This window comes from Pseudomonas sp., assembly GCF_030690725.1.
Taxonomy (GTDB): domain Bacteria; phylum Pseudomonadota; class Gammaproteobacteria; order Pseudomonadales; family Pseudomonadaceae; genus Aquipseudomonas.
The window spans coordinates 11,827-34,118 of the sequence record NZ_JAUYGD010000066.1 but is presented as its reverse complement, the minus strand read 5'-3'; the positions used below and the strand labels follow the sequence as shown (position 1 = coordinate 34,118).

The 22,292-nt window shown below is 61.6% G+C and carries 22 protein-coding genes; 10 read left to right on the top strand and 12 right to left on the bottom strand.

Annotated elements, in window-relative coordinates; all coding sequences use genetic code 11:
* The first annotated feature begins 71 nt into the window (after positions 1-71).
* Positions 72-614: a gamma carbonic anhydrase family protein gene (locus tag Q8O69_RS16240; protein WP_275959875.1), complete on the top strand. Its 543-nt coding sequence runs from the start codon at positions 72-74 to the stop codon at positions 612-614.
* 14 nt (positions 615-628) lie between these two features.
* Positions 629-1,276, top strand: coding sequence for an HAD family hydrolase (locus Q8O69_RS16235; RefSeq protein WP_305593351.1), 648 nt, complete (start codon positions 629-631; stop codon positions 1,274-1,276).
* A 38-nt stretch (positions 1,277-1,314) separates the two neighbouring features.
* Here the strand turns inward: Q8O69_RS16235 and Q8O69_RS16230 are convergent, their stop codons facing one another.
* Together Q8O69_RS16230 and Q8O69_RS16225 are read right to left on the bottom strand one after the other, a co-directional pair.
* Complete coding sequence (locus Q8O69_RS16230) at positions 1,315-1,545, bottom strand: DUF1161 domain-containing protein (protein ID WP_305593272.1); 231 nt, start codon at positions 1,543-1,545, stop codon at positions 1,315-1,317.
* A 64-nt stretch (positions 1,546-1,609) separates the two neighbouring features.
* A complete protein-coding gene (locus Q8O69_RS16225; protein WP_305593271.1) occupies positions 1,610-2,662 on the bottom strand; it encodes an aminopeptidase in 1,053 nt (350 codons plus the stop codon).
* Between the two features lie 109 nt (positions 2,663-2,771).
* On the opposite strand from Q8O69_RS16225, the gene Q8O69_RS16220 reads away from it, so the two are divergent.
* Positions 2,772-3,191, top strand: a complete 420-nt coding sequence (locus tag Q8O69_RS16220) for a hypothetical protein (RefSeq protein ID WP_305593270.1) — start codon at positions 2,772-2,774, stop codon at positions 3,189-3,191.
* Positions 3,192-3,366: 175 nt separating this feature from the next.
* Here the strand turns inward: Q8O69_RS16220 and Q8O69_RS16215 are convergent, their stop codons facing one another.
* The 4 genes from Q8O69_RS16215 to Q8O69_RS16200 form a co-directional block, all read right to left on the bottom strand.
* On the bottom strand, positions 3,367-3,798 hold the full coding sequence (locus Q8O69_RS16215; RefSeq protein ID WP_305593269.1) for an OsmC family protein: 432 nt from the start codon (positions 3,796-3,798) through the stop codon (positions 3,367-3,369).
* A 67-nt stretch (positions 3,799-3,865) separates the two neighbouring features.
* Entirely contained in the window at positions 3,866-4,861 is a 996-nt protein-coding gene (locus Q8O69_RS16210; RefSeq protein WP_305593268.1) for an LLM class flavin-dependent oxidoreductase, read from the bottom strand.
* A 149-nt stretch (positions 4,862-5,010) separates the two neighbouring features.
* Positions 5,011-5,226, bottom strand: coding sequence for a dodecin (locus Q8O69_RS16205; RefSeq protein WP_275959867.1), 216 nt, complete (start codon positions 5,224-5,226; stop codon positions 5,011-5,013).
* A 66-nt stretch (positions 5,227-5,292) separates the two neighbouring features.
* Positions 5,293-6,180, bottom strand: coding sequence for a LysR family transcriptional regulator (locus Q8O69_RS16200; RefSeq protein ID WP_305593267.1), 888 nt, complete (start codon positions 6,178-6,180; stop codon positions 5,293-5,295).
* Positions 6,181-6,347: 167 nt separating this feature from the next.
* On the opposite strand from Q8O69_RS16200, the gene trpB reads away from it, so the two are divergent.
* The 3 genes from trpB to Q8O69_RS16185 all read left to right on the top strand — a co-directional run bounded on the left by trpB (position 6,348) and on the right by Q8O69_RS16185 (position 9,220).
* On the top strand, positions 6,348-7,562 hold the full coding sequence (trpB, locus tag Q8O69_RS16195) for a tryptophan synthase subunit beta (RefSeq protein WP_305593266.1): 1,215 nt from the start codon (positions 6,348-6,350) through the stop codon (positions 7,560-7,562).
* The gene (gene trpA / locus Q8O69_RS16190; RefSeq protein WP_305593265.1) at positions 7,562-8,371 is read left to right on the top strand and encodes a tryptophan synthase subunit alpha; all 810 of its coding nucleotides are present in this window, start codon (positions 7,562-7,564) and stop codon (positions 8,369-8,371) included. Before trpB ends, trpA begins: the two co-directional genes overlap by 1 nt.
* Before the next feature lie 216 nt (positions 8,372-8,587).
* The gene (locus Q8O69_RS16185) at positions 8,588-9,220 is read left to right on the top strand and encodes a TetR/AcrR family transcriptional regulator (RefSeq protein ID WP_305593264.1); all 633 of its coding nucleotides are present in this window, start codon (positions 8,588-8,590) and stop codon (positions 9,218-9,220) included.
* Between the two features lie 139 nt (positions 9,221-9,359).
* Here Q8O69_RS16185 and argA read toward each other — a convergent pair whose 3' ends face one another.
* The 4 genes from argA to Q8O69_RS16165 form a co-directional block, all read right to left on the bottom strand.
* Positions 9,360-10,658: an amino-acid N-acetyltransferase gene (gene argA / locus Q8O69_RS16180; RefSeq protein ID WP_275959862.1), complete on the bottom strand. Its 1,299-nt coding sequence runs from the start codon at positions 10,656-10,658 to the stop codon at positions 9,360-9,362.
* Positions 10,659-10,761: 103 nt separating this feature from the next.
* On the bottom strand, positions 10,762-11,940 hold the full coding sequence (gene argE, locus Q8O69_RS16175) for an acetylornithine deacetylase (protein ID WP_305593263.1): 1,179 nt from the start codon (positions 11,938-11,940) through the stop codon (positions 10,762-10,764).
* A gap of 191 nt (positions 11,941-12,131) precedes the next feature.
* Positions 12,132-13,397, bottom strand: a complete 1,266-nt coding sequence (locus Q8O69_RS16170; protein ID WP_305593262.1) for an inorganic phosphate transporter — start codon at positions 13,395-13,397, stop codon at positions 12,132-12,134.
* 39 nt (positions 13,398-13,436) lie between these two features.
* The gene (locus Q8O69_RS16165) at positions 13,437-14,114 is read right to left on the bottom strand and encodes a TIGR00153 family protein (RefSeq protein ID WP_160014094.1); all 678 of its coding nucleotides are present in this window, start codon (positions 14,112-14,114) and stop codon (positions 13,437-13,439) included.
* A 112-nt stretch (positions 14,115-14,226) separates the two neighbouring features.
* On the opposite strand from Q8O69_RS16165, the gene Q8O69_RS16160 reads away from it, so the two are divergent.
* Entirely contained in the window at positions 14,227-15,585 is a 1,359-nt protein-coding gene (locus tag Q8O69_RS16160; RefSeq protein WP_305593261.1) for an inorganic triphosphatase, read from the top strand.
* 102 nt (positions 15,586-15,687) lie between these two features.
* Here Q8O69_RS16160 and Q8O69_RS16155 read toward each other — a convergent pair whose 3' ends face one another.
* On the bottom strand, positions 15,688-16,746 hold the full coding sequence (locus tag Q8O69_RS16155) for an extracellular solute-binding protein (protein WP_305593260.1): 1,059 nt from the start codon (positions 16,744-16,746) through the stop codon (positions 15,688-15,690).
* Between the two features lie 150 nt (positions 16,747-16,896).
* Complete coding sequence (locus tag Q8O69_RS16150; RefSeq protein WP_305593259.1) at positions 16,897-18,273, bottom strand: glutamine synthetase family protein; 1,377 nt, start codon at positions 18,271-18,273, stop codon at positions 16,897-16,899.
* A gap of 276 nt (positions 18,274-18,549) precedes the next feature.
* On the opposite strand from Q8O69_RS16150, the gene Q8O69_RS16145 reads away from it, so the two are divergent.
* The 3 genes from Q8O69_RS16145 (at position 18,550) to Q8O69_RS16135 (ending at position 22,175) form a co-directional block, all read left to right on the top strand.
* Complete coding sequence (locus Q8O69_RS16145) at positions 18,550-19,302, top strand: gamma-glutamyl-gamma-aminobutyrate hydrolase family protein (RefSeq protein ID WP_275959855.1); 753 nt, start codon at positions 18,550-18,552, stop codon at positions 19,300-19,302.
* A gap of 43 nt (positions 19,303-19,345) precedes the next feature.
* Positions 19,346-20,704 (top strand): glutamine synthetase family protein, encoded by a 1,359-nt coding sequence (locus tag Q8O69_RS16140; RefSeq protein ID WP_275959854.1) that lies wholly within the window; start codon positions 19,346-19,348, stop codon positions 20,702-20,704.
* A 97-nt stretch (positions 20,705-20,801) separates the two neighbouring features.
* Positions 20,802-22,175: an aspartate aminotransferase family protein gene (locus Q8O69_RS16135; RefSeq protein ID WP_305593258.1), complete on the top strand. Its 1,374-nt coding sequence runs from the start codon at positions 20,802-20,804 to the stop codon at positions 22,173-22,175.
* The last annotated feature ends 117 nt before the right edge of the window (positions 22,176-22,292 follow it).

Below are 22,292 nucleotides of genomic sequence, written 5' to 3'. Positions count from 1 at the left end.
CGCGCATATCCTGAACATGGGTGCCATCTTAATTACAATCAAGGCCAGACGCAGCCTAAGAGGTTTCTATCGTGGCAATTCGTACTTACCAACAGTTCACCCCATTGCTCGGTTCACGGGCCTTTGTCGATGCCTCAGCCGTGGTGCTCGGCGATGTGGAAATCGGCGCGGACAGCTCGGTCTGGCCACTGGTGGTGATCCGTGGCGACATGCACAGCATCCGCATTGGCGAGCGCAGCAGCATCCAGGACGGCAGCGTGCTGCACATCACCCACGCCGGGCCCTTCAACCCGCGCGGCTATCCGCTGAATATCGGCGACGATGTGACCATCGGCCATAACGTCACCCTGCACGGCTGCAACATCGGCAACCGGGTACTGATCGGCATGGGCAGCATCATTATGGATGGCGTGGTTATCGATGACGAGGTGATGCTCGGCGCCGGCAGCCTGGTGCCGCCAGGCAGCCATCTGCAAAGTGGCTACCTGTACGTCGGCAGCCCGGCCAAACAAGCCCGCGAACTGAGCGAGAAGGAGCGCAGCTACTTCCGCTACAGCGCTGACAACTACGTACGGCTGAAGGATCAGCACCTGATGGAAGGTTACGGCAGCTGATGACTCAAGCGGCTTTGCATTACTCGACCATCCTGTTTGACCTCGACGGCACCCTGACCGACCCGCGTGAGGGGATTACCCGTTCGGTGCAGCATGCCTTGGCCAAGTTGGGCATTGATGAGCCTGATCTGCAGGCGCTGGAGCACTTTATCGGCCCGCCGTTGCTGCAGTGCTTTATGCACACATACCAGTTTGACGAGGCCACGGCCTGGCAGGCGGTGAACCACTACCGCGAGCGTTTCCGCGAGGTGGGCCTGTATGAAAACCAGCTGTTCGACGGTGTGGGCGAGCTGTTGCAGCTACTGCAGAACCAGCAGCGCACGCTGTATATCGCCACCAGCAAGCCAACGGTGTTTGCCGAGCAGATTGCCCGGCACTTTGGCTTTGCCCAGCACTTCAAGGTGATCTACGGCAGCGAGCTAGACGGCACGCGCACCGACAAGGTCGAGCTGATCGCCCATCTGCTGGAAAAGGAACAGCTTGCGCCAGAGGCGACGCTGATGATCGGTGATCGCAAGCACGACCTGATCGGCGCCAGGCGCAATGGCCTGGATGCGGCAGCGGTGGGGTATGGCTTTGGCAGTTTTGCCGAGTTGCAGGCCGAGGCGCCTACCTATCACTTCCACAGCCTGGCCGAGTTGCACCAGGCGTTCGTGGGCTAAATCGGATGGGTTAGCCGTAGGCGTAACCCATCGCACGGTTAGCCGTTTCTCTGATAGATGATTTTCTTGGTGCCGCCGTCGCAGCTACCGACCACCATATTGGGGTCCTGGGCTTCTTCGTTGGGTACAATTTCCAGGGTGTAGCTGGCCACGCCGGCAGCCTGGATTTTCACTTCAATCTCCGCACGCAGCTCTTCGCAGGGCTTGGGTGCGGCCAATACGCTGGTGCTAAGTAGACCAAGCAGCACGGCCAGGGTGAATTTGTTCATTGCATCGCTCCTTTTGCGTGAACAGAAACTACAGGGGTTGGAGTGGTTTTTAGGTACGTAAGTTCTAAGAGCCTGAAGATAAGTCGGCCAGTGCCTGATGCCGTTCTACCTCGGGCAGTTTGCCCAGGGCGGCGACACGCTGATAGAAGCGCGACCAGTCACGCTCAACCTGCTCGAACAGCGCGGCAAAGGCCGGCACCCATTGATCATAGAGGCCAAACGGCAACAGCTTGGCGTTGTTGATCGGCGCGTTGATCCAGTCGTCGTAACGCCCGCTGCCGCCCCACTCGCGTTTGCGGAGTGCATGGTATTCGGCGCGCAGGCGGGCGATCTCGGCCTGCTTGCCGCTGCGCATCTGCGTGGGCGGCAGATCACTGGCGTAGAGCTGTTGCAGCCGCGTTCGGCTTGCCAGCACCAGCGCGATAAATTGCTCGCGCTGCTGTTCGCCCTGCGGGTCGCTGGGCTGCAGGCCCTGTTTGGCGCGCCATTGGCGCAGGCCTTCACGCTCGACAAAGCTGGCGAAGGATTCATTGAACGCAGTGTCGTCCGCCACATACAGCTGCTGATGCGCCAGTTCGTGGAAGATCACCGCTACCAGGCGTTCATCGCTCCAGCGCAGCATGGTGTTGAGAATCGGGTCATCGAACCAGCCCAGGGTTGAGTAAGCTTCGACGCCGCCCAGGTAGGTATCCAGACCCTGCTGTTTGAGCAGCGCTGCCGAGCCGCGCGCCCGACCCTGACTGTAGAAGCCGCGATAGGCCACGCAGCCAGCAATCGGGAAGCAGTGCAGCTCAGGCGACAGGGAAAACTCCGGGGTGGCAAACACATTCCACACCACAAAGGGTCGCTGGATATCGGCGTACAGGCGGTAGCTGCCGTTGTCGGGCAGGGCCAACTGAGCGCTGGCAAAATCCCGTGCTTGCTGAGCCAGGGCTAGGCGTTGCTTCAGCTCAGGGTCGGCAGTCGGGTTCTCCAGCAGCTCGGCAATCGGCTCGCGCGCCTGCAGCAATTGCAGATGCCCGCCGGCCAGATGGCTGTAGTAATCCAGGGTGCTGCAACCGCTGAGCAGCAGCGCGGCGGCCAGTGGAACCCAGCGTAAGAGCAGGGCGTCGAACATTGATCAGTACCCGTGAGGAATCAGGCTGCCACGCTAGCGCATCGGCGCTGCTGCCTCCAGCGCGGGATCGGCGTAGGCTAACGGTTGTTGCGATTTGTGGAGGTGCCCCATGCGTTATCTGGCTGTGCTTAGTGCTGCGTTGGTACTCAGTGCCTGCGCCTCGCCGGTGCCTGCGCCTGATCCGAATCAGGCCTGGGTCGAGCTGCGCAGTAGCGGCGGCACGCTGCTGATGGCGGATCGGCTCGATGGTCAGCGTTTGAGCGATGGCCGCTACTTTCAGGTGCCCGCCGGGGCCCATGAGTTGCAGGCACGCTTTCAGTTTGAAGTGAACAGCGGCGGTGGCCTGGATGGCGCCTATGAGCCACGCCAGGTGACCTGCGAGATTCGCGTGCGGCATGACAATTTTGTCGCCGGCCAGCGCTACCGGCTGGAAGCCAGGCCCTTGCTAATGAAGGCGCAGGCCTGGCTCTACGATGAGCAGCGCAATGTGCTGGCGCGGGGTAAGGTACTGCGCTGCGGCACCTTCTAAGAACCTGCCCACGATCTGCTGCGCGTCGGCCCTGCTGCGTTAAAAACAGGCTCGGATGCGAGCCCAGTCGGAATGCTCATGTACAAAAGTACACTCGTGTGCGAGCCCAGTCCGCTTCCTTGCCTGTTTTTGCCTTGCAGTGCTCTAGCTCGCTAGATCGTGAGCAGGTTCTGAATTAGAGGCTGCTATCGAGCACCGCTTCCAGGGTGATCTCGGCGTTCAGCACCTTGGACACCGGGCAGCCGTTCTTGGCAATTGCCACGGCCTTCTCGAAGGCCGCACGGTCGGCGCCGGGGATGCGTGCCTTGAGCGTCAGGTGCACGGCGGTGATGGCAAAGCCGCCATCTTGTTTATCGAGAGTCACCTCTGCTTGCGTGTCGATGCTTTCGGCGGTCATCCCGGCTTCACCAAGTTCCTTGGACAGGGCCATGGAGAAACAGCCGGCATGGGCGGCGCCGATCAGCTCTTCCGGGTTGGTGCCGGGTTGCCCTTCGAAGCGAGTATTGAAGCCGTATGGCGCATTTTTCAGGGCACCGCTCTGGGTCGAGATCGTACCTTTGCCGTCCTTGATGCCACCTTGCCAATGAGCTGAGGCTGTCTTCTTCATCCGAATACTCCTGTGCGTGGGTTATAGGGTTGAGAGCAGGCTCGGGCGGCACAAGTTCGAAAAACTTCTAGCGCATTTGTGCGACCAGCTCGAATGCATGCAGACGGTCGGCAAAGTCATACAGGTCGCAGGTGAAGATCAGTTCATCGGCACCGGTCTGCTCCAGCAGCACCTCCAGGCGCGCGCGTACTTTCTCCGGGCCGCCGATCATGGCCATGCCGAGGAAGCTGCTCACCGCCTCTTTCTCATGCGGCAACCACAGGCCCTGCATGCTGGTAACGGGCGGTTTCTGCACCAGGCTCTGGCCGCGAATCAGCGCGAGAATGCGCTGGTAGGCCGAGGTGGCCAGGTAGTCGGCTTGCTCGTCCGTGTCGGCGGCAATCAGCGGTACGCCGAGCATCACATAGGGTTTGTCGAGCACCGCCGAGGGCTTGAAGTGATTGCGGTAGACGCGAATCGCTTCATGCATATAGCGCGGCGCGAAGTGTGAGGCGAAGGCGTAGGGCAGGCCCTTTTCGCCTGCCAGTTGGGCGCTGAACAGACTGGAGCCGAGCAGCCAGATCGGCACATTGGTGTCAGTGCCGGGCATGGCGATCACCCGCTGATCCGGCGTGCGCGGGCCGAGGTAGCGTTGCAGTTCTTCGACATCTGCGGGGAAGTCATCGGCGTTGCCAATCCGATCGCGGCGCAGCGCCTGGGCGGTGAAGTGATCGGCGCCCGGTGCGCGGCCCAGACCCAGTTCGATACGGCCGGGATAGAGCGTGGCCAGGGTGCCGAACTGCTCGGCAATCACCAGCGGCGCATGGTTAGGCAGCATCACTCCGCCAGAGCCCAGGCGAATCTTCGACGTACCGGCGGCCAGATAACCCAGCAGCACGGCGGTGGCCGAGCTGGCGATGCCATCCATATTGTGGTGTTCGGCCACCCAGAAGCGCTCAAAGCCCAGGCGCTCGACATGCTGCGCCAGAGCCAGGGAGTTATGCAGCGCCTGGGCGGCGTTGCCGTCGTCACGCACCGGGGCGAGATCGAGGGTGGAAAACTTGCTCTGTGCGAGTGCGCTCATCGGGCCTACCTGTTGGTTATCCGCTTGTTCGGGCGCAACAAAGCGCCAATACCTGAGTTAGATAGTGGGGCTTGTTCTGCGGATTCCAAGGGGCAGGTGGTCTGGCGGCGATAACCGGGCCGTGCGCAAGCGACGGCCCGTGGTGTGGGTCAGCTACTGCTCAGGCGGAAACCGATTTTCAGGGTGACCTGATAATGGCCGACCTTGCCATCAACGATATGCCCACGGGTTTCCACCACCTCGAACCAGTCGAGGTTGCGTACCGACTTGGCGCATTCGGCCAGGGCATTTTCGATGGCATCTTCGATGCTGACTTTCGAGGAGCCGACGATTTCGATTTTCTTGTAGGTGTGATGATCAGACATGGGTGTTCTCCACAGGTTGATGATTCAACGCTAGTTGAGTCGCCGCAGTTCTGCCCACTCAGTCGCTTAGCCTTCCAGCTCGTGGTGCAGCCACTTGGCCAATTGCTCGGCGCGCTTGTCCAGGCGGCGTGCCGGCACCCACAGGGCCAGGCGAGCCGAGGTTTCGACAAAGCCCCAGGGCGCAACCAGGCGGCCGGCGGCCAGATCGTCGGCCACCAGTTGTTGCGGCGCAATGGCCACACCCAGGCCAGCGGCTGCGGCTTCCAGCAGGTAATACAGATGCTCGAAGCCCTGGCCGAGCTTTAGCGCGCCGGCATCCAAGGCATTGCTGCTGGCCCAACTGGGCCAGGCCTGCGGGCGCGAGCTGGTATGCAGCAAGGGTTCACCGAGCAGCGCGGCGGCGGGTGCCTGATGCAGTGCCGCGAAGTGCGCATAGCGTGGGCTAAGCACCGGGCCGATACGCTCCACAGTCAATTCATAGACCTGCATATCCGCTGGCCACGGCGGTTCAGCGAACCACAGGGTGGCGTCCACGCCAGCGCGGCGCGGGTCCAGCTCGCCTTCGCTGGCGGACAACTGCAGACGCAGTTCCGGCAGCTCGCGGTTGAGCCGGTCCAGGCGCGGGATAAACCAGCGCGCCAGCAGGCTGCCCGGGCAGGCCAACACAAACGGCGCGTCGGCCTGGCCCTGCTGCAGCTCGGCGCAGGTGCTGCGCAGGCGGTTGAACAGCTCGGCGCTGACATCACGCAGACGAATGCCCGAATCTGTGAGTTTAAGGCCGCGACCTTCCTTGCTGAACAGCGCCACACCCAGGTATTCCTCCAAGGCACGAACCTGCCGGCTGACTGCGCCATGGGTGACGTGCAGTTCATTAGCGGCCTGGCTGATGCTGTTCAGTCGCGCGGCCGCTTCGAAGGCGCGCAAGGCGTTAAGCGGTGGAAGGTCTTGGCTCATCTGTGAGTTTTCCTGACAGGTTGCGGCGATCTTATCGCTTTTGCCGCGCGCGCCACAGCTTTATCCTGTGTCCATCGCTGTAGGAGCGCCCCATGGGCGCGATTCGCGGGCATGGCGACTAGGCGTCCCCCCGCTCCTACCCTTTTTATCTTGCTGTGGAGAACGCCATGACTTCCTTCCGCACTGGCCCTGACGCCAACGGCCTGTTCGGCTCGTTCGGTGGCCAATATGTCGCCGAAACCCTGATGCCGCTGATCCACGACCTGGCCGCCGAATACGAGAAGGCCAAGCTCGACCCCGAGTTCCAGAAAGAGCTGGCCTACTTTCAGCGTGATTTCGTCGGCCGCCCGAGCCCGCTGTATTTCGCCGAGCGTCTGACTGAGATGTGCGGCGGCGCGAAGATCTACTTCAAGCGCGAAGAGCTCAATCACACCGGCGCGCACAAGATCAACAACTGCATCGGCCAGGCCCTGCTGGCGCGGCGCATGGGCAAAAAACGCATCATCGCCGAGACTGGCGCCGGCATGCACGGTGTGGCCACAGCCACCGTTGCGGCGCGTTTCGGTATGGAATGCGTGATCTTTATGGGCACCACCGACATTGATCGCCAGCAGGCCAACGTGTTCCGCATGAAGCTGCTGGGCGCCACCGTGATCCCGGTGGTCGCCGGCACCGGCACCCTCAAGGATGCGATGAACGAAGCGCTGCGCGACTGGGTAACCAACGTCGACAATACCTTCTACATGATCGGCACCGTGGCCGGCCCGCACCCATACCCGGCGATGGTGCGCGACTTCCAGGCGGTGATCGGCAAGGAAACCCGCGATCAGATCCTCGCCCAGGAAGGCCGTCTGCCCGACAGCCTGGTGGCCTGCATCGGCGGCGGCTCCAACGCCATCGGCCTGTTCCACCCCTTCCTTGACGATAAAGACGTGCAGATCGTCGGCGTTGAAGCAGCCGGCTACGGCATCGAAACCGGCAAGCATGCCGCCAGCCTCAACGGCGGCGTACCGGGCGTACTGCACGGCAACCGCACCTTCCTGCTGCAGAACGACGACGGCCAGATCATCGACGCCCACTCGATTTCCGCCGGCCTGGATTACCCCGGTATCGGCCCTGAACACGCCTGGTTGCATGACGTCGGCCGGGTTGAATACACCTCGGTAACCGACGAAGAAGCCCTGGCCGCGTTCCACACCTGCTGCCGCAAGGAGGGCATTATCCCGGCCCTGGAAAGTGCCCACGCCCTGGCCGAAGCCTTCAAGCGTGCGCCGAAGCTGCCGAAGGAGCACCTGATGGTGATCAACCTGTCCGGCCGTGGCGACAAGGATATGCAGACCGTTATGCACCACATGGAAAACACTGCGCAGGAGAAACACTGATGAGCCGCCTGCAAACCCGCTTTGCCGAACTGAAACAGCAGAACCGCGCCGCCCTGGTGACCTTCGTCACCGCCGGCGACCCGAACTATGACGCCTCCCTGGCCATCCTCAAGGGCCTGCCGGCGGCTGGCGCCGACGTGATCGAACTGGGCATGCCGTTTACCGACCCGATGGCCGATGGCCCGGCGATCCAGCTGGCGAATATCCGCGCCCTGGAAGGCGGTCAGGACTTGGCGAAAACCCTGCAGATGGTCCGCGAGTTCCGTGAGGGTGAGCAGGCCACGCCGCTGGTGCTGATGGGTTACTTCAACCCGATCCATAAGTACGGCGTGGAGCGCTTTATTGCCGAAGCCGTGGCCTCCGGTGTTGACGGCCTGATCGTGGTCGACCTGCCGCCAGAGCATAACGTCGACCTCTGCGATCCGGCTCAGGTCGCGGGCTTGGACTTTATCCGCCTGACCACCCCAACCACCGACGACAAGCGCCTGCCGAAGGTGCTCAACGGCAGCTCCGGCTTCGTCTATTACGTCTCGGTGGCCGGTGTGACCGGTGCTGGCTCGGCGACCCTGGATCACGTCGAACAGGCTGTTGCCCGCCTGCGTAGGCACACCGATTTACCGCTGTGCATCGGCTTCGGCATCCGCACCCCGGAGCATGCGGCGACCATCGCCCGTCTTGCCGATGGTGTGGTGGTGGGCTCGGCGCTGATCGACCAGATCGCCAACGCCAGCAGCAGCGAGCAGGCGGTGGATGGCGTGCTGAGTCTGTGTGCGGCGCTGGCTGAAGGTGTGCGCGGCGCGCGTGGTTAACGCGTGCTTGTAGGGTGGATGACGCTTCATCCATCCACCACTGCATTGGTGGATGAAAACAGCGTCATCCACCCTACATAGCTCTGGTAGCCCGGGTGCAATCCGGGAGCATTTATTGCCAGTAAAACCCTTCCCGGATTTTATCCGGGCTACGGGTTCGGTGTAGGGTAGGCGGCGAAATGTCATCCGCCCTATTTCCTTGCTCCGAGTCTCGCCATGTCACGTACGCCTGTTGCTCGCAAACCCCGCGCCAGTAGCCAAAGCCGCATTGCCGGTATTCTGGCGGCTGCCCGTGAATTGCTCGCTGAGCAGGGCGTGGCCAGCCTGTCGATCTACAGCGTGGCGGAACGCGCGCAGATTCCACCGTCTTCGGTCTATCACTTCTTCGCCAGCGTGCCGGCTTTGCTGGAAGGGCTGACGGCGGATATTCACAGTGCGTTTCGCGCCTGCCTGCAGGAACCGATTGAACATGCCCAGCTGCGCGACTGGCGTGATCTGTCGCGGCTGGTCGAGCAGCGCATGCTGGCGATCTATGCCGCTGATGCCGCCGCGCGTCAGTTGATTCTGGCGCAGCACGGCCTGGCGGAAGTGACCCAGGCGGATAGGCAACACGACATCGAGCTGGGCCAGCTGATGCAGCAGTTGTTCGACCGCCACTTCCCGTTGCCGCAACTGCCGGATGATGTCGATGTATTCGCCTTGGCCATGGAGCTGGGCGACAGGGTGTATGCCCGCTCGGTGCAGCTGCACGGCGAAATCACTCCGCGTATGGCCGAGGAAGGTATGCGGGTGTTTGATGCTTATCTGGGTTTGTATCTGCCGACCCATTTGCCGAAACGCAGCCAGTAAAGCACCGGCTGATGAGGAGTAGCCCGGACAAGCGCAGCGCAGTCCGGGGCATGGTTTTGGCGGCGTTATGTTTCCCGGATTGCGCTAGGGCTTATCCGGGCTACGGGTGGGTTGGCACAATGGTTATGTACCGCTGGATTCACAGCGCCTTTTCAAACACCTGCGAGTTGCGCTGGTAGTTGTACAGCGAGGCGCGGGCGGCCGGTAGGCGGTCGACGCTGCTGGGCATAAAGCCGCGTTCGCGGAACCAGTGGGCGGTGCGGGTGGTGAGTACGAACAGGGTTTTCAGACCCTGGGCGCGGGCGCGTTCCTCGATGCGTTCGAGCAGCTCATCACCACGGCCGCCATGGCGGTAGGCCGGGTTGACGGCCAGGCAGGCCAGCTCACCGAAATCCGAGTCGGCAATCTGGTACAGCGCAGCGCAGGCGATGATCAGCCCTTCACGTTCAACAATGCTGAACTGCTCGATCTCGCGCTCCAGCACCTCACGCGAGCGGCGCACCAGAATGCCCTGATCTTCCAATGGGGTGATCAGCTCCATCAGCCCGCCGACATCCTCGATGGTCGCTTCGCGCAGCGATTCGAACTGCTCCTGGGCCACCAGGGTGCCGTTGCCGGTGCGGGTGAACAGTTCGCTAAGCAGCGCGCCATCTTCGGCATAGCTAACGATATGGCTGCGGCGTACCCCGGCCTTGCAGGCTTCGGCGGCGGCGTCGAGCAGTTCACCCTGGTAGCTGCTGCCCAGACGCTGCAGATGCGCCGGCACCTGTTGTGGGCGCAGCTCGCGTACCAGCTTGCCGGCTTCGTCGAGCAGGCCGCATTCGGCGCCGAACAGCAGTAGCTTGTCGGCGTCCAGATCGATGGCGGCGCGGGTGGCGACGTCTTCGCAGGCCAGGTTGAAAATCTCCCCGGTGGGCGAGTAACCCAGCGGCGACAGCAGCACGATGCTGCGTTCATCCAGCTGGCGATTGATGCCTTTGCGGTCGATGCGCCGCACTTCGCCGGTGTGGTGATAGTCAACGCCATCGACCACGCCAATCGGCCGCGCGGTGACAAAGTTGCCGCTGGTGATGCGCAGGCGCGAGCCCTGCATCGGCGAGCGCGCCATGTCCATCGACAGGCGCGCTTCGATGGCGATGCGCAGCTGGCCGACCGCATCGATCACGCATTCCAGGGTCGGGCTGTCGGTGATCCGCAGGTCGCGGTGAAAGCGCGGGGTCAGGCCGTTGCTGGCCAGGCGCGCTTCAATCTGCGGGCGCGAGCCATGCACCAGCACCAGGCGCACGCCGAGGCTGTGCAGCAGCACCAGGTCGTGAACGATATTGCCGAAATTCGGGTGGGCAACGCCTTCACCGGGCAGCATCACCACAAAGGTGCAGTCGCGGTGGGCATTGATATAGGGCGAAGCGTGGCGGAGCCAGTTGACGTGGTCGTGCATTGTTTGAAGAACCTGTGTCGAAGACGGAACGCATGGGAACGGCGCAGAGTTGCGCCAGGCGGCAGCCGAGAGCAGCGGTTTTATCGTCGCAGTTGGGGCAGCTTCACGCGTTCTCTCCTCCGGATGACTCAGGTTGTTTGGCTTGTAGGCAGTAATGCTCAATCAGCTGTTGCAGCAGACGCACAGTAGGCTGCAAACGTGACATTTCCAGGTATTCGCCTGGCTGGTGGGCGCAGTCGATATCGCCGGGGCCGAGCACCAAGGTTTCGCAGCCAAGCTGCTGAAGATAAGGCGCTTCGGTGGCAAATGCCACTGCGGCGGCGGTATGCCCGGTCAGACGTTCGGCAATGCGTACCAGCTCACTGTCGGCGTTCTGCTCGAACGGCGGCACGCTGGGGAACAGTGGGGCGTAATCGATCTGCACCTGATGCTGCTCGGCCAGCGGCTGCAGTTTCTGGCGGATCGCCGCGCGCAGGGCTTCCGGCTGCATGCCCGGCAACGGGCGCAGGTCGAATTCCAGCGAGCACTGGCCGCAGATACGGTTGGGGTTGTCGCCGCCATGGATGCAGCCAAAATTCAGGGTCGGTTTGGGCACGCTGAATTGCGGATTGTTGTACTCACGCTGCCACTGCGCACGCAGGCCGCGCAGCTCAAGCATCACGTCTTGCATGGCTTCCAGGGCGCTATGGCCGAGGTTGGGGTCAGAGGAGTGGCCGCTCTGCCCGAGAATATCGATGCGCTCCATCATGATGCCCTTGTGCAGGCGGATCGGCCGCAAGCCGGTCGGTTCGCCGATCACCGCCGCGCGGCCCAGCGGCCGTCCAGCTTGCGCCAGGGCGCGGGCACCGGACATCGAGCTTTCTTCATCGCAGGTGGCGAGAATCAGCAGCGGTTGCTGGAAACGCTGCTCCAACAAAGGCTGTACGGCTTCGATAATCAGGGCGAAAAAGCCCTTCATGTCGCAACTGCCGAGGCCCACCCAGCGGCCGTCGACTTCGCTCAGCTTGAGCGGGTCGGTCTGCCACAGCGCGGCGTCGAACGGCACGGTGTCGCTGTGCCCGGCCAGTACCAGGCCGCCTGGGCCGGTGCCATAGCTGGCGAGCAGGTTGAATTTGCCGGGGGCGACTTGCTGCACGTCGCAGGCGAAACCGAGGTCGCCGAGCCAGCTCGACAGCAGTTCGATCACCGCGCGGTTGGACTGATCCCAATGCGCCTGGGTGCAGCTCACCGACGGGGCGGCGATCAGGGCAGCGAATTGCTCTTTGAAGGAGGGCAGGGGCATCGGTCATCTCCGCAAGCGAGGCCCATCATAGGGCCATCGCTTGCGCAGATAAAACCGCGGTGCGAGTGATTAAGAGCATTACTCGTTTCACTCGCCCCACGGGCCGCGCTAAAGCGCGTTAGCCACAAGTGGCTTGCCGAGCCTGTTTTTAACGCCGCAGGGCCGACGCGTAGCAGATCGTAGATAGGTTCTTAGAGGAAAATGCCGCGCAGGATATAAAAGAAGAAAATCGACAGCGCTGCACCCACCGGCAGGGTGATCAGCCAGGACATAAAGATCTTGCCGATCACGCCCAGGTTCAGCGCGCCGATGCCGCGCGCCAGGCCGACGCCGAGTACCGCACCGACCAGGGTGTGGGTGGTGGACACCGGCAGGCCGATGGCCGAGGCGCCAACCACGGTGGTGGCGGTGGCCAGTTCGGCGGCGAAACCACGGCTTGGGGTCAGCTCGGTGATTTCCTTGCCGATGGTGGCGATCACTTTGTAGCCGTAGGTGGCGAGGCCGATCACGATACCCACCGCGCCGAGTAGCAACACCCAGCCTGGTACGGCCGACTTGGCACCAACAGCCATTTCGCCGCCGGACTGGATCACCCCGACAATCGCCGCCAGCGGGCCAACTGCGTTGGCCACGTCGTTGGAGCCGTGGGCAAAGGCCATGGCGCAAGCGGTGAAGATCATCAGTACGGCGAAGACTTTCTCCACGCTGGCGTAGTGGAAGTCCTTGTCCGCTTCGACGTCGATCTTGATCCGGCTCAGCAGAACGATGCCCAGCAACATGATCAGGCCGCCTACGCCCAGCGAAAGGAAGAAGCCTTCAGTGCTGGAGAGGTTCAGGCCGATATGCTTGAGGCCTTTGGTCAGGGTCATGATGCTGACCATAAAACCGGTGGCAAACATATACAGCGGCACGAAGCGCTTGGCGTTGAGGAAGGGGTTGTCAGTGTCGATGATCAGCTTCTGCACGCTGACAAACAGGCCGAAGGCGACGATGCCTGACAGCACCGGAGAGACTACCCAGCTGGCCACGATGGGGCCAACGCCGCCCCAGTGAACCGCGTCCATGGACACGCCAACGGCGGCAAAGCCGATCACCGCGCCGACGATGGAGTGGGTGGTGGAAACCGGCCAGCCCTTGGTAGAAGCCACCAGCAGCCAGGTGCCGGCTGCCAACAGCGCCGACATCATGCCCAGGACCATCAGGTCTGGAGTGATCATCGACGCGTCGACGATGCCGCTCTTGATGGTTTCGGTCACCTCGCCGCCGGCCAGATAGGCACCGGCAAACTCGAAGACCATGGCGATCAGGCTCGCCTGTTTGATGGTCAGGGCCTTGGAGCCCACCGAAGTACCCATGGCGTTGGCCACGTCATTGGCGCCCACACCCCAGGCCATGAAAAAGCCGAAGAGACAGGCAAGCAGCAGCAATACGAGGCCGTAGTCCGCAATCAGAGACATAAATAATTAATCCGTAGATTCCAGAAAGGACACTGGCGCTTAGCGCGCCAGCAGTTGTTCCAGTCGGTTGCCGACACGTTCGGCACGGTCGGCTACGTCGCCGATCCATTCGATGATCTTGTAGAGGAACATCACATCGACAGCGGGAAGGTCCTTCTCCAGTTTGAACAGCGCACGACGCACTTCGATTTGCATCTTGTCGGTGTCGCGTTCGATTTGTTCCAGCTCCATGACCATGGATTCGACCAGCGCCGCTTCACGGCCACCGAAGCCGGTTTCCAGCAGCTCGTCGAGCTCGTTCATGGCTTTCAGCGCCTGCGCGCTGGCATCCACAGTACGCTGCACAAAGGCGCGCATCAGCGGCTGCAGAGCCTGCGGAATGGCCATTTCGCGGCCGAGCATGAGGCCGGCGATGTCCTTGGCGCGGTTGGCGACTTTGTCCTGTACACTCAGCAGCTCAAGCAGATCCGAGCGCGGTACGGGCAGGAACAGGCTCTTGGGCAGGTGCAGACGCACGCTTTTCTTGAGCTTGTCGGCCTCATGTTCGAGGCTAGCCATTTCCTGTTGTACCTGTTCCACCTTGGCCCAATCTTCCACCATCACGGCTTCGAAGAAGGGCACCAGATTGGCTGCGCACTCGTGGGCTTTGGCAAAATGTTTTTGCATCGGCCCAATCGGTGAGCGGCCAAACAGGCTGGCAAATGGATTGACTGGCATAGGGTGAACCCCGGCGTTAAGAAGGCGGCAAGTATACGGATCAGTCCGCAGGCTCGCCAGCGCAGGTAATCGGACTGTCACAATTTCATAGTAGGCGTTGATCCCCACCATCATGAACAAAGAAACCGAAATTAAACTGCGGGTTAGCCGTGCAACCCTGGCCGCCCTGCGTGATCACCCGTTGCTGAAGAAACGCAACAAGAGTGGTTGGGAGCAGCGCGAACTGTTCAATCAGTACTTCGATACCCCCGAGCGCGATCTGGCCGCCGCCAAGGTGGCCCTGCGCGTGCGCCGTGATGGCGAGCAGTTTATCCAGACCCTGAAAACCCGTGGGCAAAGCGTGGCCGGTTTGTCCGAGCGCAATGAGTGGGACTGGAATCTGGCCAAGGCCAAGCTGGACCTGAAAAAACTCGATGACAGCTGCTGGCCAGCGGCCCTGGCCGAGCTGGACAAGAAGCAGCTGGTGCCGATCTTCACCACCGACTTTATCCGCGAGAAGGCGGAAATCGCCTGGGGTCGCGGTAAGGCCAAGGTGGTAATTGAGGCCGCGTTGGACCTGGGCAAGGTGATTGCTGGCGAAGGCGAAGAAGAAATCTGCGAGCTGGAGCTGCGTCAGGGTGAGCCTGAGGCGCTGCTGGAACTGGCCGCCGAGTTGGCGGCCGACCTGGCGCTGATGCCCTGCGATATCAGCAAGGCCGAGCGCGGTTATCGCCTGTTTGATGCTGGCAGCTACAGCCTGAGTCTGCCGGCGCCGAGCCTGAGCGCGGAAACCAGCCTGGATGACAGCGTTGCGGCACTGGCCTGGCACCTGCTGGGCAGCAGCCAGCGTCTGGCCGAGCAGTACCGCTTCAATGGCCACTGGCGCTTGCTGGTCGACTGGCTGGAACAGCTGATCGGCCTGCGCGCGCTGCTCAGCAGCCTGGGCCAGGCCGCGCCGCGTGCTAGCAGCCATGCCTTGCGTGAATTGCTGGATGCCTTACTGCTGGAGTGGCGTCCGCGCCTGCTGGCCGGTCAGGACGATGACAGCCTGCGCAAGAACGCCCCGGCGTTGTTCGCCGCCGAACTGCAGGGCAATCGCTGGGGGTTGTTCTCGCTGAACCTGTCGCGTTGGCTATTGGCCCGCAGCTGGACGCTGGAACGCAACAACCGGGGTAATCGCCAGGGCGCTGCGCCGCTGGGCAACTGGCTGCCGACGCTGATTGCCGAAGAAGGCGCGGCCCTGCAACTGCGTCGTTATCAGCAGCAGCCGGAAGATTTGGCCGAACAGCTGCCGCGCATCGAGCGCCTGTTGGTCTGGCTGCATCTGGCCCGCGAGGTGCTGGACGTGGCGGAAGTCGACCGTCTGTACGGTGAACTGAACAAGCTGGCGGAGCTGGCCAATCAGCCCATCGACCCGGAAGTGCTGGCTGCGCGCAAGGCGCAGCTGCTGACCATCGGTTCGTTAAAGGCTTGGCGCCAGCTGGTCAAGTAAGACCAGCAGGGCTCTGTGGGAGGCGCTGGGCGGCATTCCGCTTTAGCGGCGAGCTTGTTGTTCTTGTCGCGGCTGAAGCCCCTCCCACATATCTGTTTTCACTCAACTGCCATCCCGAAAACGCGTCCATACGGCATCGCGGGTCGCGCTGTGCTTTTCTGGCAGGGTTTCCAGCGGGTGCAGGCGGCGTTTGGTGTCGCGGTCCGGGTAGAGGTCTGGCTGGTTGCGCAGGGCTTCGTCGAGAAACTCGCGGGAATCGGCGTTGCCGCTGGGGTACAGGGTTTCCGCAGTGATCAGCGCGGCAACCTTGGGCTGCATCAGGTAGTCGATAAAGCGGTGTGCCAGGTCGACGCGCTTGGCGCTGCTGGGAATCACCAGGTTGTCGATAAACAGGATCGAGCCTTCATCCGGCACTAAAAAGCGCACGGGTTGACCCGCATCGGCGGCGGCCAGTGCATCGCCGACCCAGGCCATGGCCACGCACAGCTTGCCCTGGTTGAGGTCGTCGATATAACGCTCGCTGTCGACGTAGCGCAGGTTCGGCCGCAGGTCATCCAGCACCTGGCTGGAGCGCTCGATGCGGCTCGGTGCGCTGCGCGCCAAGCTGCGGCCTTGGTAGTTGAGCAGCAGGGTCAGGGTCTCGTCAGGAGCGTCCAGCACGCTGATGCCGCAAGTGGCCAGGCGCGAACTCTGCTCGGCATCGAACAGCAGGCTCCAGCTATTGGGCAGCGGCCCGCCAAAGGCGGCTTCGGCCTGTGGTGTGTTGATCGCCAGGCCGACTGCACCCCACAGGTAGGGCAGTGCATGGCGGTTGGCCGGGTCGAGGGCGACCAGGGTGCTGAGCAGCTGCTTGTCGAGGTGCTTGCGGTTGGGCAGCAGGTTGAAATCCAGCGGCTGCAGGGTGCCGCTTTTGATCATCGCCGGCAGGGCGTCATGCGACGGCACGGCGACATCGATGGCTTCGCCGCTGGCCAGCACGGCTTCGAGTTCTTCGGCGGTGCTGTAGGTCTGGTAGTCGACGCGGATGCCGGTTTCGGCCTCGAAATCCTTGAGCACCTGCGGGGCGATGTAGTCGTTCCAGTTGTAGACGCGAATCACCTCTTCGGCGCTGGCCAGCAGCGGCGTCAGGGCAAGCAGCAGTGAGGCAAACAGGCGAGGCATGGAGATCTCCTGAATAGGTTGATGTCGCGTCAGCAGGAATTCGCGGCGCAGGTTGCCCGTCATCACGCCGAGGCGTGAATAAAAGGGCAGGTGCTACGCAGCGTGTGGAATAGAAAACGCCGGCTCAAAGGCCGGCGTTTGGGTGTTGCATCAAACCGTGTGCAAGTACCAGTTGTATTCGAGGTCGGAGATCGAGTTTTCGAACTCGGCCAACTCACTTTCCTTACAGGCGACGAAGATATCGATGTATTTCGGGTCGATATAACGCGCCAGCACTTCACTGTCGTCCAGCTCGCGCAGGGCATCGCGCAGGTTGTTCGGCAGGCTTTGTTCGTTCTGCTCGTAGGAGTTGCCTTCTACCGGTGCGTTTGGCTCGATCTTGTTGGTCAGGCCATGGTGTATGCCTGCCAGCACGGCTGACATCAGCAGGTAAGGGTTGGCGTCGGCGCCGGCCACGCGGTGCTCGATGCGCACGGCGTCGGCCGTGTCATTGGGTACGCGCAGCGCTACGGTGCGGTTATCGATGCCCCAGCACGGCGAGTTCGGCACATAGTACTGCGCGCCGAAACGACGGTAGGAGTTGACGTTCGGGCAGAGGAAGGCCATCGAGGCCGGCATGGTTTCCAGCACACCGCCGATGGCGTGGCGCAGGGAATCGTTCTGTACCGGGTCATCGCAGGCGAAGATGTTGTTGCCCTGCTTGTCGAGAATCGAGATATGCACGTGCAGCCCGTTACCCGCCTGATTGGGGTAGGGCTTGGCCATGAAGGTGGTGTCCATCTCATGGTCGTAGGCGATGTTCTTGATCAGGCGCTTGAGCAGCAGCGCGTGGTCGCAGGCCTTGATCGGGTCGGCGACGTGGTGCAGGTTGACCTCGAACTGCGCCGGGGCGCTTTCCTTGACGATGGCGTCAGCAGGGATGCCCTGCTCCTTGGCGCCTTCGAGGATGTCCTGCAGGCATTCGGCATATTCGTCGAGGTCATCGATCAGGTACACCTGGGTCGACTGCGGGCGCTTGCCCGACAGTGGCGACAGCGGCGGCTGTGGGCGACCGTTCACGTTGGCCTGGTCGATCAGGTAGAACTCGATTTCAAAGGCTGCGCAAATGGTAAGGCCCAGTTCGTCGAACTTCGCAACCACCTGGCGCAACACTTCCCGTGGGTCGGCAAAGAACGGCTCGCCTTCCATTTCATGCATGGTCATCAGCAGTTGCGCGGTTGGGCGCTTCTGCCATGGCTCATTGCACAGGGTGTTGGGGATGGGAAAGCAGACACGGTCGGCGTCGCCGATATCCAGACCCAGGCCGGTGCTTTCCACCGTCGAGCCGTTGATGTCCAGGGCGAACAGAGAAGCCGGGAGATTAATGCCGCGTTCGTAAACCTTATGCAGGCTCGCACGCTCGATACGCTTGCCGCGCACCACACCATTCATATCTGCGATCAGAAGGTCGACGAACAGGACCTCAGGATGTTTCTTAAGGAACGCGTTCGCTTCATTAAGCTGAACGGCACGCGGGGGTACCGACATGATGCAACACCTTTTTTGTTAAAAATATCAATCATGCAACTGCACGGGTGTGAGTCAATCTTAAACACCAGATGCTGTCAAGAGAGGCGCATTTTGCCCCAAAAGGGGGCTTGATGGCCAGTTTTAGGGCATTACAGGGCACTGCAGCCCTGCTGGAGGCCTTGTCTGCCGGGGTGCTCAGTCGGGTGTGTTCAATTTTTTACATGACTATTGTGAAAAAAAATGAACAAGGCTAAGCTCGGTCGAAACCCATAACAGCAATAAAACGGGTGTCTCATGTCGCGCCAGCCGATTATCGGCGTTAGTGCCTGCACCAAGCAGATCGGGCACAACATCTACCACACCGCAGGCGATAAATACTTGCAGGCCATCGTTCAGGTGGTTGGCGGTATGCCAGTGATCATTCCCGCACTGGGCGAGCAGCTTGATCAGGCTTACCTGCTGCAGCACCTCGATGGCCTGGTGTTTACCGGCTCGCCATCCAACGTTGAACCGCACCACTATGCGGGTGATGCCAGCGAACCCGGCACCGCCCATGACCCGGCGCGTGACAGTACAACCCTTCCCTTGATTAAAGCAGCAATTGCCGCCGGTATCCCGGTGCTCGGCATTTGCCGTGGCTTTCAGGAGATGAACGTAGCTTTTGGCGGCACTCTGCATCAGAAGGTGCAGGAGGTCGAAGGCTATATGGATCACCGCGAGCCCGAAGGGCTGCCGGCGGATCAGCAATATGGCCTGCGTCACGCGCTGCATGTGCAGCCGGGCGGGCTGCTCGCCGGCATCGGCTTGCCGGACGAGTTTCTTATCAATTCCATTCATGGCCAGGGCGTTCAGCGTCTGGCGCCGGGCCTTCGCGTAGAAGCACTGGCGCCTGACGGGTTGATCGAAGCCTTCTCCGTCGAAGGTGCCAAAAGCTTCGCATTGGGGGTGCAATGGCACCCTGAATGGCAGGTACGATCCAACCCGAATTATCTCGCCATCTTCCAGGCCTTTGGTGAGGCTTGCAGGAAGACGGCGGGGCAACGCTGAGCCGACTATATATAGGTCGGCTCTAACCAACCCTGAGGTCTCTATGAGCACCAAATTAGACCAGCTTTCGAGCTGGCTGAAAGAACGCAAAATCACCGAAGTTGAATGCCTGATCAGCGATCTTACCGGCATTGCCCGTGGCAAGATTTCGCCGACCAACAAGTTCCTCGACGAGAAAGGCATGCGCCTCCCCGAGAGTGTGCTGCTGCAGACCGTAACCGGCGACTATGTCGAGGACGACATCTATTACGACCTGCTCGACGAGGCGGACATCGACATGTTCTGCCGCCCGGACGAGAACGCCGTGTTCCTCGTGCCTTGGGCCATTGAGCCGACTGCGATGGTGATCCACGACACCTTCGACAAGCAGGGCAACCCGATCGAGCTGTCGCCGCGCAACATTCTCAAGAATGTGCTCAAGCTCTACGCTGACAAGGGCTGGAAGCCAATCGTCGCGCCGGAAATGGAGTTCTACCTGACCAAACGCAACAGCGACCCGGACTTCCCCCTGGTGGCGCCGATGGGTCGCTCCGGTCGTCCGGAAGTGGGCCGTCAGTCGTTCTCCATCGATGCCGCCAACGAATTCGACCCATTGTTCGAAGACGTGTATGACTGGTGCGAAATCCAGGGCCTGGACCTCGACACGCTGATCCACGAAGACGGCCCGGCGCAGATGGAAATCAACTTCCGTCACGGCGAAGCCCTGCACCTGGCCGACCAGATCACCGTGTTCAAGCGCACCATGCGTGAAGCGGCGCTCAAGCACGACGTGGCCGCCACCTTTATGGCCAAGCCAATCACCGATCAGCCGGGCAGCGCGATGCACATTCACCAGAGCGTGGTGGACATCAAGACCGGGCAGAACCTGTTCTCCAATGCCGACGGCAGCATGAGTGAGCTGTTTATGCAGCACATCGGCGGCCTGCAGAAGTACATCCCCGAGCTGTTGCCGCTGTTCGCGCCGAACGTCAACTCGTTCCGCCGCTTCCTGCCGGACACCTCGGCGCCAGTGAACGTTGAGTGGGGCGAAGAGAACCGCACCGTGGGCTTGCGCGTACCGGAAGCCACGCCGCAGAACCGCCGCGTGGAAAACCGCCTGGCCGGTGCCGACGCCAACCCTTACCTGGTACTCGCCGCCTCCCTGCTGTGCGGTTATATGGGTATGGTCGATGGTCTGCAGCCAAGCGTTCCGGTCAAGGGCCGTGGTTACGAGCGCCGCAACCTGCGCCTGCCGATCACCATCGAGCACGCGCTGGAGCGCATGGAAGCCTGTAAGGAAGCGGAGAAGTACCTGGGCGACAAGTTTATGCGCGGCTATGTCGCGGTAAAACGCGCCGAGCACGAGAACTACAAGCGGGTCATAAGCTCCTGGGAGCGTGAGTTCCTGCTGCTGTCGGTGTAACCCTCAGGCGGCTGGCGCGGGTGATCCCTGCGCCAGCCACTGCCAAGAATTTTCTGCGGCTGCGGCAACACGCAGCCGGTGTAATCAAGGTGTTGTTATGAACAGTCAAGTGACCAACCCGAAAACCCGCGAGTGGCAGGTCATGAGCCGTGATCACCACCTCGCGCCGTTCAGCGATTTCAAACAGCTGGCGGAAAATGGGCCGCGCATCATCACCAAGGCCGACGGCGTGTACCTGTGGGACAGCGAGGGCAACAAGATCCTCGATGCCATGGCCGGGCTCTGGTGTGTGGCAATCGGCTATGGTCGCAAGGAACTGGCAGACGCCGCCGCGAAACAGATGCAAGAGCTGCCCTACTACAACATGTTCTTCCAGACCGCTACGCCTCCTGCGCTGGAGCTGGCCAAGGCGATTTCTGAGCTGGCCCCGGCTGGGATGAACCATGTGTTTTTCACCGGTTCGGGCTCGGAAGGCAACGACACCATGCTGCGCATGGTGCGCCATTACTGGGCGATCAAGGGCCAGCCGAACAAGAAGGTGATCGTCAGTCGGGTCAACGGCTACCACGGCTCCACCGTGGCTGGCGCCAGCCTGGGCGGCATGAAGTACATGCACGAGCAGGGCGACCTGCCGATTCCGGGCATTGTGCATATTCCGCAGCCGTACTGGTTCGGCGAGGGCGGCGATATGAGCCCTGAAGAGTTCGGTATCTGGGCCGCCGACCAGTTGGAGCAGAAAATCCTTGAAGTCGGCGAAGAGAATGTCGCCGCCTTTATTGCCGAGCCGATCCAGGGCGCGGGCGGCGTGATCATCCCGCCGGACAGCTACTGGCCGCGCATCCGCGAAATCCTCGCCAAGTACGACATTCTGTTTGTGGCCGACGAGGTGATCTGCGGGTTCGGCCGTACCGGCGAATGGTTCGGCAGCGATTATTTCGGCAACACCCCGCACATGATGACCATCGCCAAGGGCCTGACCAGCGGCTACATCCCGATGGGCGGGCTGATCGTGCGCGACGATATCGTCGAGGTGCTCAACCAGGGCGGCGACTTCAACCACGGCTTTACCTATTCCGGGCACCCGGTGGCCGCTGCGGTGGCCCTGGAAAACCTGCGCATCCTGCGTGAAGAGAAGATTGTTGAACGAGTCAAAGCAGAAACGGCACCGTATTTGCAAAAGCGTCTGCGTGAGCTGGCCGATCACCCGCTGGTCGGTGAGGTGCGCGGCGTCGGTATGTTGGGCGCCATTGAGCTGGTGCAGGACAAAGCCAGCCGCACGCGTTTCGCCGCCGATGTCAGCGTGGGCATGGTATGCCGCAAGCACTGCTTTACTAACGGTCTGATCATGCGCGCCGTAGGCGACACCATGATCATTTCGCCGCCGCTGGTAATCAGCTTTGCTGAGATCGACGAACTGCTGGAAAAGGCCCGTAAATGCCTCGACCTGACCGCTGCAGAGGTGCTGGTTTAAGGTTTAATAATCTTTGGTTTCAGATGCTTACGTCTGAAAGTTGTCAACCGAGGGTGACCTTGCCAGACTGCGCCAGTGCGTAGGTCAGGCTCGCCGGAAGGTGCTGCAGATGGCTGC